Origin of the sequence: Pseudocitrobacter faecalis, from assembly GCF_965231525.1 — a bacterium.
Lineage (GTDB): Bacteria > Pseudomonadota > Gammaproteobacteria > Enterobacterales > Enterobacteriaceae > Pseudocitrobacter > Pseudocitrobacter faecalis.
Window position 1 is genome coordinate 4868762 of record NZ_CBDDNJ010000002.1, and the last position, 13895, is coordinate 4882656.

The following is a 13895-nucleotide window of genomic DNA, read 5'->3' on the forward strand; positions in this document are numbered from 1 at the left end:
TGTGGTGAGCGAATCGCCACACCGGGCCGCAATGGTAGCCCAAAATGATGACGATACACAAAATCATTCCTGCTGCGCGTGCGCCCGGAAATGATAAACGGAGGGGAATGATGTCGCAGACGCCGAAAGTATTGCTGCTGTATGCCCATCCGGAATCACAGGACTCGGTAGCGAACCGGGTTTTGCTCAAACCTGCCACGCAGCTGAGCAACGTGACCGTGCATGACTTGTACGCAAACTATCCTGATTTTTTTATTGATATCCCGCGTGAACAGGCGCTACTGCGCGAGCACGAGGTGATTGTGTTCCAGCATCCGCTTTATACCTACAGTTGCCCGGCGCTGCTTAAAGAGTGGCTCGACCGGGTGCTCAGCCGCGGCTTTGCCAGCGGGGTGGGGGGCAACCAACTGGCGGGAAAGTACTGGCGTAGCGTCATTACTACAGGTGAACCGGAAAGCGCCTACCGTTATGACGCGCTGAACCGCTACCCGATGAGCGATATTTTACGTCCCTTTGAACTGACCGCGGCGATGTGTCGCATGCACTGGATGAATCCGATGATCATCTACTGGGCTCGCCGTCAATCGCCGGAAGCGCTGGCGAGCCATGCGAGAGCCTATGGCGAGTGGCTCGCCTCACCGATTGCACCAGGAGGCCGCTGATGGAAGGTTCGGATCTGTTACTGGCCGGTGTGCTGTTTCTGTTTGCCGCGGTGGTGGCGGTGCCGCTCGCTGCCCGTTTGGGCATTGGCGCAGTACTGGGCTACCTGCTGGCGGGGATTGCTATCGGCCCGTGGGGGCTGGGTTTTATCAGCGACGTCGATGAAATTCTTCATTTTTCGGAGTTAGGTGTCGTCTTTCTGATGTTTATTATCGGGCTTGAACTGAACCCGGCCAAGCTCTGGCAACTCCGGCGACCTATCTTCGGTATTGGTGCGGCACAAGTCATGTTGAGTGCATTTATCCTCGGCGGCCTGTTGCTGCTGACGGATTTCTCCTGGCAAGCGGCGGTGATTGGCGGGCTGGGCCTGGCGATGTCGTCAACGGCGATGGCGTTGCAACTGATGCGTGAGAAGGGGATGAACCGTAGTGAATCGGGGCAACTCGGTTTTTCGGTGCTGCTGTTTCAGGATTTAGCGGTGATCCCCGCGCTGGCGCTGGTACCTCTGCTGGCGGGATCGGGCGATGACCATTTTGACTGGATGTCCATCGGCATGAAGGTGCTGGTGTTTGGTGGTGTACTGATTGGTGGACGCTATCTGTTGCGTCCGGTGTTCCGCTTTATTGCGGCGTCGGGCGTGCGTGAAGTGTTTACGGCGGCGACGCTTCTGTTGGTGTTGGGCTCCGCACTGTTTATGGATGCGCTGGGGCTGTCGATGGCTCTCGGAACGTTTATCGCCGGGGTGCTGCTGGCGGAAAGTGAATATCGCCATGAACTGGAAACAGCAATCGAGCCCTTTAAGGGCTGCTGCTGGGGCTGTTCTTTATTTCTGTGGGCATGGCGCTCAATCTTGGCGTGCTCTACACCCACATTCTGTGGGTGGTCGGCAGTGTGGTGGTGCTGGTGGCAGTGAAAACGCTGGTGCTGTATGTGCTGGCGCGACTGCATGGACTGCGTAGCTCCGAGCGGATGCAGTTCGCTGGCGTACTCAGCCAGGGGGGGGAGTTCGCGTTTGTGCTTTTTTCCGCCGCATCGAGCGTGAAGCTGTTTAAAGGCGACCAGATGGCGCTGCTGCTGGTGACCGTAACCCTGTCAATGATGACCACACCACTGCTGATGAAAACAATCGACCGTGTGCTGTCGCGCCGCTTCAACGGCCCGGAAGAAGAAGAGGAAGCGCCGTGGGTGGAAGACGATAAGCCGCAGGTGATTGTGGTTGGCTTTGGCCGTTTTGGTCAGGTGATTGGTCGTTTGCTGATGGCGAACAAGCTGCGCATCACCGTGCTGGAGCGCGATATCAGTGCGGTAAACCTGATGCGAAAATATGGCTATAAGGTCTACTACGGCGACGCGACGCAGGTTGAGTTACTGCGTTCTGCCGGTGCGGAGCAGGCGCAGTCGATAGTCATCACCTGTAACGACCCGGAGGACACCATGAAGCTGGTGGAAATCTGCCAGCAGCATTTTCCTCACCTTAATATTATGGCGCGTGCCCGGGGACGTGTGGAAGCGCACGAACTGCTGCAGGCGGGCGTGTTACAGTTTTCCCGTGAGACCTTTTCCAGCGCGCTGGAACTGGGGCGTAAGGCGCTCATCTCGACGGGAATGCATCCGCATCAGGCACAGCGGGCGCAACTGCACTTCCGTCGCCTCGATATGCGGATGCTGCGTGAACTGATGCCGGTGCATAGCGATACACAGCAGATTTCGCGCGTACGGGAAGCCCGGCGTGAACTGGAAGAAATCTTCCAGCGAGAGATGCAACAAGAGCGACGCCAACTGGATGGCTGGGACGAATTTGAATAAAAGGTGAAGTATGGCGGTACGTAAACGGTTTATCGCGGGCGCGAAATGCCCGGCGTGTCAGGCGCAGGATTCCATGGCCATGTGGCGCGAAAATAATGTTGATATTGTTGAATGTGTTAAGTGCGGTCATCAGATGCGGGAAGCGGATAAAGAAGCGCGCGAGCACGTTCGCAAAGATGAGCAAGTGATTGGCATTTTTCATCCCGACTAGCGTTATCGCTCGCCTTTTTTTAAGCTAAGGGGTACACGGGTGCAGAATTCCGCTACAATCTGCGCCACTATTCTTCCCTTGCTCAGGAGATATCATGAAAGTAGCAAAAGACCTGGTGGTCAGCCTGGCCTATCAGGTACGTACAGAAGACGGTGTGTTGGTTGATGAGTCTCCGGTAAGTGCGCCGCTGGACTATCTGCATGGTCACGGTTCCCTGATCTCTGGCCTGGAAACAGCGCTGGAAGGTCACGAAGTTGGCGATAAATTCGATGTGGCTGTCGGCGCGAACGACGCTTACGGTCAGTATGACGAAAACCTGGTGCAGCGCGTTCCTAAAGACGTGTTCATGGGCGTTGACGAACTGCAGGTTGGCATGCGCTTCCTGGCAGAAACTGACCAGGGCCCGGTTCCGGTTGAAATCACTGAAGTTGAAGACGATCACGTTGTGGTTGATGGTAACCACATGCTGGCGGGTCAGAATCTGAAATTTAACGTGGAAGTTGTGGCTATCCGTGAAGCTACCGAAGAAGAACTGGCTCATGGCCACGTTCACGGTGCGAACGGTCACGACCACGATCACGATCATGGCCACGATGGTTGCTGCGGCGGCCACGGTCACGACCATGGTCACGAACACGGTAAAGGCGGTTGTGGTAACGGCGGTTGCGGTTGCCATTAATTTAGCCTTCGCCGGACAAGGGGCTTGCACCGCTATCCGGCAACAAAAAAGCGGGAATAATCCCGCTTTTTTTACGTCTTAATAGTGAGGCGGTGGCGTCTCTTCTGACTGAGACGCGATGTGCGATGGCTGACTGGCCTTCAGTTTTTCCGTCAGTAACCGCAGATGTTCACGTAGCTTCGACATTTCCAGCTCATGCTGGGTGACCGTCTGGTTAAGATCTTCAATGGTGATCTCCTGAAACGCCAGGCGGCTTTCAAGTTCTTCCATCCGCGCTTCAATACTCATTTCTTGCATCATTAACCTCTTCGCTGTTAGTTCCGGCGTACTTCCCGGTGCCGCGGATTCTACTTAACTTTCGGCACCCACGCAGCATTCCTTCGTCAAGGGGGAAACTAATTTAAACAAAAATAGTCTGAAAAGTGTCGAGAATCAGGAGCGTTCGTATGTAGATTTGTTCTGCAAGGCTATATAGTACGCTTCTCACTTAGTAAATCTTGGGGCGAGAGGCCCCGGCCCTGGAGAGATGGATGAAATCACTGTTTAAAGTAACGCTTCTGGCAACCACGATGGCCGTTGCACTGAATGCGCCGCTGGCGTTTGCCGCTGACTCCGCGAAAACCGCAGCAGCCGCAGAAAGCAAATCCGCTTTCAAAAACGACGACCAGAAATCCGCCTATGCACTGGGTGCATCGCTGGGTCGTTACATGGAAAACTCCCTGAAAGAACAGGAAAAACTGGGCATCAAACTGGATAAAGATCAGCTGATCGCCGGTGTTCAGGATGCGTTTGCTGATAAGAGCAAACTGTCCGATCAGGAAATCGAGCAAACACTGCAGGCTTTCGAAGCGCGCGTGAAGTCTTCCGCTCAGGCGAAGATGGAAAAAGACGCCGCAGATAACGAAGCGAAAGGTAAAGAGTACCGCGCGAAATTTGCTAAAGAAAAAGACGTGAAAACCTCGTCTACTGGTCTGCTCTACAAAGTAGAGAAAGCGGGTACCGGTAGCGCGCCGACCGATAGCGACACCGTGGTGGTCAACTACAAAGGTACGCTTATCGACGGTAAAGAGTTCGATAACTCTTATACCCGTGGCGAACCGCTCTCCTTCCGTCTTGATGGCGTGATCCCAGGCTGGACTGAAGGCCTGAAAAACATCAAGAAAGGTGGCAAAATCAAACTGGTTATCCCACCAGATCTGGCTTACGGTAAAACCGGCGTTCCGGGGATCCCGGCTAACTCCACCCTGGTCTTCGACGTTGAACTGTTAGACGTTAAGCCAGCACCAAAAGCGGACGCGAAAGCTGACGCTGCGCCAGCTGAGAAAGCGGCAACCGCAGATAAAAAATAAGAGTCTGACCGCCGCCGCCCACTGGGCGGCGGCTTTTTATTACCTGCCTGATATAATTAATGCTGGAAAGCGCCTGATGCGCGTATTACTTTAGATCCCCCTATTAGTGATGAGCCTGCCCTGACAACATAACGACAGGCTCCTGAAAAGGAGTGCTTTTTTACATGTCCAGGTCGCTTTTAACCAACGAAACCAGTGAACTTGATTTACTGGATCAACGTCCTTTCGATAAAACCGATTTCGAGATCCTGAAGTCCTACGAAGCGGTCGTGGACGGGTTAGCGATGCTCATTGGTTCCCATTGTGAAATTGTGCTGCATTCTTTGCAGGACCTGAAGTGCTCGGCCATTCGAATCGCTAACGGTGAACATACCGGGCGGAAAATCGGCTCGCCGATTACCGACCTGGCCCTGCGTATGCTGCACGATATGACCGGCGCAGATAGCAGTGTTTCCAAATGCTATTTTACTCGTGCCAAAAGTGGAGTGCTGATGAAGTCCGTAACTATCGCGATTCGCAACCGCGAACAACGCGTTATCGGGCTGCTGTGCATCAACATGAATCTTGATGTGCCTTTCTCCCAAATCATGAATACCTTTATTCCGCCGGAAACGCCGGAAGTGAACTCGCAGGTTAACTTTGCCTCTTCGGTTGAAGACCTGGTGACCCAAACGCTGGAGTTCACGATTGAAGAGGTGAATGCCGATCGCAACGTTTCCAATAACGCTAAAAATCGCCAGATCGTGCTTAACCTTTACGAGAAAGGAATCTTTGATATCAAGGATGCGATTAATCAGGTGGCCGACCGCCTGAACATCTCCAAACACACGGTGTATCTCTACATCCGCCAGTTCAAGAGCGGCGACTTTGTGGGGCAAGATAAGTAATGCGTTTTGCCATCATGGTGACCGGCCCGGCTTACGGAACGCAACATGCCAGCAGTGCGCTGCAGTTTGCGCAGGCGGTGCTGAGCGAAGGTCACGAGCTTGCCTGCGTGTTCTTTTATCGCGAGGGCGTCTACAACGCCAATCAGCTTACAGCACCTGCCAGCGATGAGTTTGACGTGGTGCGTGGCTGGCAGAGGCTGCATGATGAACAGGGTGTCGAGCTGCATATTTGCGTGGCGGCGGCATTACGTCGCGGTGTGACGGACGAAACCGAAGCGAAAAATCTGTCGCTGCCAGGTTTTAATCTTCAGCCGGGCTTCTCTCTGAGCGGGCTGGGGGCGCTGGCGCAAGCTTCGCTGACCTGCGATCGCATGGTGCAGTTCTGATGAAACGTGTCGCTTTTATTTTTTCGACGGCGCCGCACGGGAGCGCTTCTGGCCGTGAAGGGCTTGATGCCCTGCTGGCCGCCTCCGCATTAAGCGAAGACCTCGGTGTATTTTTCATTGGCGACGGGGTGTTTCAGCTACTGAACGAGCAAAAGCCGTCAGCGGTGCTGGCGCGCGATTACATCGCGACCTTTAAGCTGATGTCGCTCTACGATATTGAGAATGTCTGGATGTGCGCGGCGTCGCTGCGGGAGCGCGGCTTAGGTGCGTCCACGACCTTTGTCACCGATGTCGAGTTGCTGGAGCCTGATGCGCTCCGTCAGCAGCTTGATGGCTATGATGTGATTCTCCGCTTCTGAGGCGTCTATGCTGCATACCTTAAGTATTTCTCCCTGGCATACGGACATGAACGCGCTGATGCGCGTGCTGAAAGAGGGGGATGATTTGCTGCTTCGTGCTGATGGCGTGGTGGCTGCAATTGAAGGCAGCCGCTTTCTTGATATCCTCCGTTCCGCCCCCATATCCCTTCACGTGCTGCAAGAAGATGTTGAAGCGCGTGGGCTATGTGGTCAAATTTCGAACAGTGTCGTCAGGGTTAGCTATACTGACTTCGTCAGGCTGGCGGTAAAACATGCGTCTCAGATGGCCTGGTAGATGCCAGGTTGTTGTATATTTCTTGACACCTTTTCGACACCGCCCTAAAATTCTGCGTCCTCATATTATATGAGGCGATTTATTACGTGTTTACGAAGCAAAAGCTAAAACCAGGAGCTATTTAATGGCAACAGTTAACCAGCTGGTTCGCAAACCACGTGCTCGCAAAGTTGCAAAAAGCAACGTGCCTGCACTGGAAGCCTGCCCGCAGAAACGTGGCGTATGTACTCGTGTATATACTACCACTCCTAAAAAACCGAACTCCGCACTGCGTAAAGTTTGCCGTGTTCGTCTGACTAACGGTTTTGAAGTGACCTCCTACATCGGTGGTGAAGGTCATAACCTGCAGGAGCACTCCGTGATCCTGATCCGTGGCGGTCGTGTAAAAGACCTTCCGGGTGTTCGTTACCACACCGTTCGTGGTGCGCTTGACTGCTCCGGCGTTAAAGACCGTAAGCAAGCTCGCTCCAAGTATGGCGTGAAGCGTCCTAAGGCTTAATGGTTCTCCGTTAAGTAAGGCCAAACGTTTTAAATTAATGTCAAACTAAACTCTTTGAGTTTTGGACAATCCTGAATTAACAACGGAGTATTTCCATGCCACGTCGTCGCGTCATTGGTCAGCGTAAAATCCTGCCGGATCCTAAGTTCGGATCAGAACTGCTGGCTAAATTTGTAAATATCCTGATGGTAGATGGTAAAAAATCTACTGCAGAAACTATCGTATACAGCGCGCTGGAGACCCTGGCTCAGCGTTCTGGTAAAAATGAACTGGAAGCTTTCGAAGTAGCTCTCGAAAACGTGCGCCCGACTGTCGAAGTTAAGTCTCGCCGCGTTGGTGGTTCTACTTATCAGGTACCAGTTGAAGTCCGTCCGGTCCGCCGTAATGCTCTGGCAATGCGTTGGATCGTTGAAGCTGCTCGTAAACGCGGTGATAAATCCATGGCTCTGCGCCTGGCGAACGAACTCACTGATGCTGCAGAGAACAAAGGTACTGCAGTTAAGAAACGTGAAGACGTTCACCGTATGGCCGAAGCCAACAAGGCGTTCGCACACTACCGTTGGTAATCCCTTCGGAGTATTAGTCACCAGGCGGGCGCTTCAGCGAAGCAGCCCGCTTTGGGTTACTTAACTGAACGCCTAAAAAGATAAACGAGGAATCAAATGGCTCGTACAACACCCATCGCACGCTACCGTAACATCGGTATCAGTGCGCACATCGACGCCGGTAAAACCACCACTACCGAACGTATTCTGTTCTACACCGGTGTAAACCATAAAATCGGTGAAGTTCATGACGGCGCCGCTACCATGGACTGGATGGAGCAGGAGCAGGAACGTGGTATTACCATCACTTCCGCAGCGACTACTGCATTCTGGTCTGGTATGGCTAAGCAGTATGAACCGCATCGCGTAAACATCATCGACACCCCGGGGCACGTTGACTTCACAATCGAAGTAGAACGTTCCATGCGTGTTCTTGATGGTGCGGTAATGGTTTACTGCGCAGTCGGTGGTGTTCAGCCACAGTCTGAAACCGTATGGCGTCAGGCTAACAAATATAAAGTTCCGCGCATCGCGTTCGTTAACAAAATGGACCGTATGGGCGCTAACTTCCTGAAAGTTGTTGGTCAGATCAAAACCCGTCTGGGCGCGAACCCGGTTCCGCTGCAGCTGGCAATTGGTGCTGAAGAACATTTCACCGGTGTTGTTGACCTGGTGAAAATGAAAGCCATCAACTGGAACGATGCAGACCAGGGCGTTACCTTCGAATACGAAGATATCCCTGCTGACATGGTTGAACTGGCCAACGAATGGCACCAGAACCTGCTGGAATCCGCTGCTGAAGCTTCTGAAGAGCTGATGGAGAAATACCTGGGTGGTGAAGAACTGACTGAAGAAGAGATCAAAACTGCTCTGCGTCAGCGTGTTCTGAACAACGAAATCATCCTGGTAACCTGTGGTTCTGCGTTCAAGAACAAAGGTGTTCAGGCGATGCTGGATGCGGTAATTGATTACCTGCCATCCCCAATCGATGTTCCGGCGATCAACGGTATCCTGGACGACGGTAAAGACACGCCGGCTGAGCGTCACGCAAGTGATGACGAGCCGTTCGCTGCTCTGGCGTTCAAAATTGCTACCGACCCGTTCGTAGGTAACCTGACCTTCTTCCGTGTGTACTCCGGTGTGGTTAACTCTGGTGATACCGTACTGAACTCCGTGAAAGCTGCACGTGAGCGTTTCGGTCGTATCGTTCAGATGCACGCTAACAAACGTGAAGAGATCAAAGAAGTTCGCGCGGGCGATATCGCTGCTGCAATCGGTCTGAAAGACGTAACCACTGGTGACACGCTGTGTGATCAAGATGCGCCGATCATTCTGGAACGTATGGAATTCCCTGAGCCGGTAATCTCCATCGCAGTAGAACCGAAAACCAAAGCTGACCAGGAAAAAATGGGTCTGGCTCTGGGTCGTCTGGCTAAAGAAGACCCGTCATTCCGCGTATGGACTGACGAAGAATCTAACCAGACCATCATCGCTGGTATGGGTGAGCTGCACCTCGACATCATCGTTGACCGTATGAAACGTGAATTCAACGTTGAAGCGAACGTCGGTAAACCTCAGGTTGCTTACCGCGAAGCGATTCGCGCGAAAGTAACCGATATCGAAGGTAAACACGCGAAACAGTCTGGTGGTCGCGGTCAGTATGGTCACGTCGTTATCGACATGTACCCGCTGGAGCCGGGCTCTAACCCGAAAGGTTACGAGTTCATCAACGACATCAAAGGTGGTGTAATTCCTGGCGAATACATCCCGGCCGTTGATAAAGGCATCCAGGAGCAGCTGAAGTCTGGTCCGCTGGCTGGTTATCCGGTTGTAGACATGGGTATTCGTCTGCACTTCGGTTCTTACCACGACGTTGACTCCTCTGAACTGGCGTTTAAACTGGCTGCTTCTATTGCCTTTAAAGAAGGCTTTAAGAAAGCAAAACCTGTTCTGCTTGAGCCTATCATGAAGGTTGAAGTAGAAACTCCGGAAGAGAACACTGGTGATGTTATCGGTGACTTGAGCCGTCGTCGCGGTATGCTGCGCGGTCAGGAATCTGAAGTAACTGGCGTTAAGATCCACGCTGAAGTTCCGCTGTCTGAAATGTTCGGATATGCAACTCAGCTGCGTTCTCTGACCAAAGGTCGTGCATCATACACCATGGAATTCCTGAAGTATGATGATGCGCCGAACAACGTTGCTCAGGCCGTAATCGAAGCCCGTGGTAAATAATCCCCGGGGTTAAAACCTAAGTCCCGTGCTCTCTCCTGAAGGGGAGAGCACTATAGTAAGGAATATAGCCGTGTCTAAAGAAAAATTTGAACGTACAAAACCGCACGTCAACGTTGGTACTATCGGCCACGTCGACCACGGTAAAACTACTCTGACCGCTGCAATCACCACCGTACTGGCTAAAACCTACGGCGGTGCTGCTCGTGCTTTCGACCAGATCGATAACGCACCGGAAGAAAAAGCTCGTGGTATCACCATCAACACTTCTCACGTTGAATATGACACCCCGACTCGCCACTACGCGCACGTAGACTGCCCGGGCCACGCCGACTATGTTAAAAACATGATCACCGGTGCTGCGCAGATGGACGGCGCGATCCTGGTTGTTGCTGCGACTGACGGCCCGATGCCGCAGACTCGTGAGCACATCCTGCTGGGTCGTCAGGTAGGCGTTCCGTACATCATCGTGTTCCTGAACAAATGCGACATGGTTGATGACGAAGAGCTGCTGGAACTGGTAGAAATGGAAGTTCGTGAACTTCTGTCTCAGTACGATTTCCCGGGCGACGACACGCCGATCGTTCGTGGTTCTGCTCTGAAAGCGCTGGAAGGCGAAGCAGAGTGGGAAGCGAAAATCATCGAACTGGCTGGCTTCCTGGATTCTTACATCCCGGAACCAGAGCGTGCGATTGACAAGCCGTTCCTGCTGCCGATCGAAGACGTATTCTCCATCTCCGGTCGTGGTACCGTTGTTACCGGTCGTGTAGAACGCGGTATCATCAAAGTTGGTGAAGAAGTTGAAATCGTTGGTATCAAAGAGACTGCTAAGTCTACCTGTACTGGCGTTGAAATGTTCCGCAAACTGCTGGACGAAGGCCGTGCGGGTGAGAACGTTGGTGTTCTGCTGCGTGGTATCAAACGTGAAGAAATCGAACGTGGTCAGGTACTGGCTAAGCCGGGTTCCATCAAGCCGCACACCAAATTCGAATCTGAAGTTTATATCCTGTCCAAAGATGAAGGCGGCCGTCATACTCCGTTCTTCAAAGGCTACCGTCCGCAGTTCTACTTCCGTACTACTGACGTGACTGGCACCATCGAACTGCCGGAAGGCGTAGAGATGGTAATGCCGGGCGACAACATCAAAATGGTTGTTACCCTGATCCACCCGATCGCGATGGACGACGGTCTGCGTTTCGCAATCCGTGAAGGCGGCCGTACCGTTGGCGCGGGCGTTGTTGCTAAAGTAATGAGCTAATTATTAATTAATTAGTTTTGAGCTTAAAAAGGGCGCTTCGGCGCCCTTTTTGCTGTCTGATACCTGCCTTCTTATTTATTTTAAAATGCGCCCCCGCTGCGTCATTTGTCATCTGCTATTGTAATCATAACTATTCTCATTTACACTCTGTTCATAAATTAAGCGGGAGTGATTATGTACGTTTGTTTGTGTAACGGTGTAAGCGATAAAAAAATTCGCCAGGCAGTTCGCCAGTTTCATCCACAATCTTTCCAGCAATTACGCAAATTTATACCCGTTGGAAATCAATGCGGTAAGTGCGTACGTGCGGCCCGCGAAGTGATGGAAGATGAATTAACGCAGATGCCGGAATATCAGGAAATCGCCTGAGCCCTATTCTTTTTTTGACATCCCTGTAGCCCGTTCTACGCTTCAATAAGTGGAAGCGGAGGGACTACATAATGAAAGGTGATGTTAAGGTTATAAATTATCTCAATAAATTATTGGGAAACGAGCTTGTCGCAATAAACCAATACTTTCTCCACGCGAGAATGTTCAAAAACTGGGGCCTGATGCGCCTCAATGACATTGAGTACCACGAATCAATTGATGAGATGAAACATGCCGATAAATATATCGAGCGTATTTTGTTTCTCGAGGGGATACCGAATCTTCAGGATCTTGGCAAACTGCAAATTGGCGAAGATGTGGAAGAGATGTTGCAATCGGATCTCCGCCTTGAGCTGGAAGGTGCGAAAGATTTACGTGAAGCCATTGCGTATACCGACAGTGTTCACGACTATGTGAGCCGCGATATGCTTATCAATATCCTCAGTGAAGAAGAGCATCATATCGACTGGCTCGAAACTGAGCTGGATCTGATCGGTAAAATTGGTCTGCAAAATTATCTGCAGTCACAAATTAAAGTCGAAGACTAAGTCACCCCAAGCCCGTATATGATGAAACCCGCTGCGGCCAGAAAAGGGCCGAAAGGCAGCGGGTTTTTTAGTGCCTGCCATTCACGCAGATGAAGCGCTGACAGGCTGATGAAAATCAGGGCCAACAACGTGGCAGTAAGAATCAGTTCCGGTAGCGCTTGCCAGCCATGCCACGCCCCCAGCGCGGCAAGAAATTTCACATCGCCATACCCTAATCCTTCCCGGTGACGCAGGCTTCGGTAACCCCAGTAAATCAGCGCAAAGGCAATGTATCCGCCGATGGCTCCCCACAATGATAAAGATAAACGTGCAGGATAAAAGCACAGATGATAAAGCACGCCACCCCATAAAAGCGGGCAGGTCAGGCGGTCAGGCAGGAGGCCGGTACGCCAGTCATGCCAGCTAAGCGCCAGAGTTAACAGCGTGTAGACAACGAAAAAGGGCAGGGGGGCATAAGACATACTCGCGTCCGGTAAATTATCCTGGCCAGGAGTGTGGCGAAGGCGCGTTCAGAGTGCAAAAGGCAAAAGACAGCAGTGCGAGGTGTTATCCGGCATTTCTTCATGGATGACATTATTTACCGGACGCAGTGCGCGCAGCGCCGCAAATTATCATGACTAATTTCTAAACACCCCTTGCTTCACGCTGGTATTTGCGTATAATACGCGGGCTTGTCTAATATTGACAGCGGTTCAATCTGAACCCGATGGCGCTTTTTGGTCATCAACAATGCCCCCAATTGGGGGGCTACGTAAGAACGGTTACACTCTCCCATCAATCGTAATGGGTTTGAGGAGTAATCATTTCGTCTATAAAATAATTGGAGCTCTGGTCTCATGCAGAACCAAAGAATCCGTATCCGCCTTAAAGCGTTTGATCATCGTCTGATCGATCAATCAACCGCGGAAATCGTCGAGACTGCCAAGCGCACTGGTGCGCAGGTTCGCGGTCCGATCCCGCTGCCGACCCGCAAAGAGCGCTTTACCGTTCTGATCTCTCCGCACGTTAACAAAGACGCGCGCGATCAGTACGAAATTCGCACTCACAAGCGTCTGGTTGACATCGTTGAGCCAACCGAGAAAACCGTTGATGCTCTGATGCGTCTGGACCTGGCTGCCGGTGTAGACGTGCAGATCAGCCTGGGTTAATCAGGTCATCGAGCGATTGAGAGGTTGATACAATGATTGGTTTAGTCGGTAAAAAAGTGGGTATGACCCGCATCTTCACTGAAGATGGCGTATCTATCCCAGTAACCGTAATCGAAGTTGAAGCAAACCGTGTTACTCAGGTTAAAGACCTGGCTAACGATGGCTATCGTGCTATTCAGGTTACCACCGGTGCTAAAAAAGCAAACCGTGTAACCAAGCCGGAAGCTGGCCATTTCGCTAAAGCTGGCGTAGAAGCTGGTCGCGGCCTGTGGGAATTCCGTCTGGCAGATGGTGAAGAATTCACTGTTGGTCAGAACATCAGCGTCGAGCTGTTTGCTGAAGTTAAAAAAGTTGACGTAACCGGTACCTCTAAAGGTAAAGGTTTTGCTGGTACCGTTAAGCGCTGGAACTTCCGTACCCAGGACGCTACTCACGGTAACTCCTTGTCTCACCGCGTTCCGGGTTCTATCGGTCAGAACCAGACTCCGGGCAAAGTGTTCAAAGGCAAGAAAATGGCAGGTCAGCTGGGTAACGAACGTGTAACTGTTCAGAGCCTGGACGTAGTACGTGTTGACGCTGAGCGCAACCTGCTGCTGGTGAAAGGTGCGGTCCCGGGTGCAACCGGTAGCGACCTGATCGTTAAACCAGCTGTGAAGGCGTAAGGGGA

General features: G+C 52.1%; 18 protein-coding genes and 1 pseudogene. 17 read left to right on the top strand and 2 right to left on the bottom strand.

The window, feature by feature from the left end; translation table 11 throughout:
* Positions 1-110 precede the first annotated feature (110 nt).
* The 4 genes and pseudogenes from kefG to slyD all read left to right on the top strand — a co-directional run bounded on the left by kefG (position 111) and on the right by slyD (position 3356).
* Positions 111-662, top strand: coding sequence for a glutathione-regulated potassium-efflux system ancillary protein KefG (gene kefG / locus ACOXYR_RS23385; RefSeq protein ID WP_146745469.1), 552 nt, complete (start codon positions 111-113; stop codon positions 660-662).
* Positions 662-2466 (top strand): annotated as a pseudogene (gene kefB, locus ACOXYR_RS23390) (glutathione-regulated potassium-efflux system protein KefB). The gene kefG and the pseudogene kefB overlap by 1 nt, the downstream one beginning before the upstream one ends.
* A 10-nt stretch (positions 2467-2476) precedes the next feature.
* Complete coding sequence (locus tag ACOXYR_RS23395; protein WP_108476637.1) at positions 2477-2677, top strand: YheV family putative zinc ribbon protein; 201 nt, start codon at positions 2477-2479, stop codon at positions 2675-2677.
* 94 nt (positions 2678-2771) lie between these two features.
* On the top strand, positions 2772-3356 hold the full coding sequence (slyD, locus tag ACOXYR_RS23400) for a peptidylprolyl isomerase (protein WP_108476638.1): 585 nt from the start codon (positions 2772-2774) through the stop codon (positions 3354-3356).
* A 78-nt stretch (positions 3357-3434) separates the two neighbouring features.
* Here the strand turns inward: slyD and ACOXYR_RS23405 are convergent, their stop codons facing one another.
* Positions 3435-3653: a protein SlyX gene (locus ACOXYR_RS23405; RefSeq protein WP_108476639.1), complete on the bottom strand. Its 219-nt coding sequence runs from the start codon at positions 3651-3653 to the stop codon at positions 3435-3437.
* A 233-nt stretch (positions 3654-3886) separates the two neighbouring features.
* Between ACOXYR_RS23405 and fkpA the strand changes: the two genes are divergently transcribed.
* The 11 genes from fkpA to bfr all read left to right on the top strand — a co-directional run bounded on the left by fkpA (position 3887) and on the right by bfr (position 12080).
* Positions 3887-4705 (top strand): FKBP-type peptidyl-prolyl cis-trans isomerase, encoded by an 819-nt coding sequence (gene fkpA, locus ACOXYR_RS23410; protein WP_108476640.1) that lies wholly within the window; start codon positions 3887-3889, stop codon positions 4703-4705.
* A 164-nt stretch (positions 4706-4869) separates the two neighbouring features.
* Positions 4870-5592 (top strand): helix-turn-helix transcriptional regulator, encoded by a 723-nt coding sequence (locus ACOXYR_RS23415; protein WP_015962730.1) that lies wholly within the window; start codon positions 4870-4872, stop codon positions 5590-5592.
* Complete coding sequence (gene tusD / locus ACOXYR_RS23420) at positions 5592-5978, top strand: sulfurtransferase complex subunit TusD (RefSeq protein ID WP_108476641.1); 387 nt, start codon at positions 5592-5594, stop codon at positions 5976-5978. Before ACOXYR_RS23415 ends, tusD begins: the two co-directional genes overlap by 1 nt.
* Entirely contained in the window at positions 5978-6337 is a 360-nt protein-coding gene (gene tusC, locus ACOXYR_RS23425; protein WP_350436282.1) for a sulfurtransferase complex subunit TusC, read from the top strand. The genes tusD and tusC overlap by 1 nt, the downstream gene beginning before the upstream one ends.
* Positions 6338-6344: 7 nt before the next feature.
* Complete coding sequence (gene tusB / locus ACOXYR_RS23430; protein ID WP_108476643.1) at positions 6345-6632, top strand: sulfurtransferase complex subunit TusB; 288 nt, start codon at positions 6345-6347, stop codon at positions 6630-6632.
* Positions 6633-6756: 124 nt separating this feature from the next.
* Positions 6757-7131 (top strand): 30S ribosomal protein S12, encoded by a 375-nt coding sequence (gene rpsL, locus ACOXYR_RS23435; RefSeq protein WP_000246815.1) that lies wholly within the window; start codon positions 6757-6759, stop codon positions 7129-7131.
* A 95-nt stretch (positions 7132-7226) separates the two neighbouring features.
* Complete coding sequence (rpsG, locus tag ACOXYR_RS23440) at positions 7227-7697, top strand: 30S ribosomal protein S7 (protein ID WP_108476644.1); 471 nt, start codon at positions 7227-7229, stop codon at positions 7695-7697.
* A gap of 96 nt (positions 7698-7793) precedes the next feature.
* The gene (gene fusA, locus ACOXYR_RS23445) at positions 7794-9908 is read left to right on the top strand and encodes an elongation factor G (protein WP_108476645.1); all 2115 of its coding nucleotides are present in this window, start codon (positions 7794-7796) and stop codon (positions 9906-9908) included.
* Positions 9909-9978: 70 nt separating this feature from the next.
* A complete protein-coding gene (gene tuf, locus ACOXYR_RS23450; RefSeq protein ID WP_003031109.1) occupies positions 9979-11163 on the top strand; it encodes an elongation factor Tu in 1185 nt (394 codons plus the stop codon).
* Between the two features lie 174 nt (positions 11164-11337).
* Positions 11338-11532, top strand: a complete 195-nt coding sequence (bfd, locus tag ACOXYR_RS23455) for a bacterioferritin-associated ferredoxin (RefSeq protein ID WP_108477144.1) — start codon at positions 11338-11340, stop codon at positions 11530-11532.
* A gap of 71 nt (positions 11533-11603) precedes the next feature.
* Positions 11604-12080: a bacterioferritin gene (bfr, locus tag ACOXYR_RS23460; RefSeq protein WP_108477145.1), complete on the top strand. Its 477-nt coding sequence runs from the start codon at positions 11604-11606 to the stop codon at positions 12078-12080.
* On the opposite strand, the gene ACOXYR_RS23465 is transcribed toward bfr, so the two are convergent.
* Positions 12077-12541, bottom strand: coding sequence for a prepilin peptidase (locus ACOXYR_RS23465; RefSeq protein WP_421356664.1), 465 nt, complete (start codon positions 12539-12541; stop codon positions 12077-12079). The two genes, bfr and ACOXYR_RS23465, sit on opposite strands and share 4 nt — an antisense overlap.
* Before the next feature lie 375 nt (positions 12542-12916).
* Between ACOXYR_RS23465 and rpsJ the strand changes: the two genes are divergently transcribed.
* Both rpsJ and rplC read left to right on the top strand, forming a co-directional pair.
* Positions 12917-13228, top strand: coding sequence for a 30S ribosomal protein S10 (gene rpsJ / locus ACOXYR_RS23470; RefSeq protein WP_001181005.1), 312 nt, complete (start codon positions 12917-12919; stop codon positions 13226-13228).
* A gap of 32 nt (positions 13229-13260) precedes the next feature.
* Entirely contained in the window at positions 13261-13890 is a 630-nt protein-coding gene (gene rplC / locus ACOXYR_RS23475; RefSeq protein ID WP_061492925.1) for a 50S ribosomal protein L3, read from the top strand.
* The last annotated feature ends 5 nt before the right edge of the window (positions 13891-13895 follow it).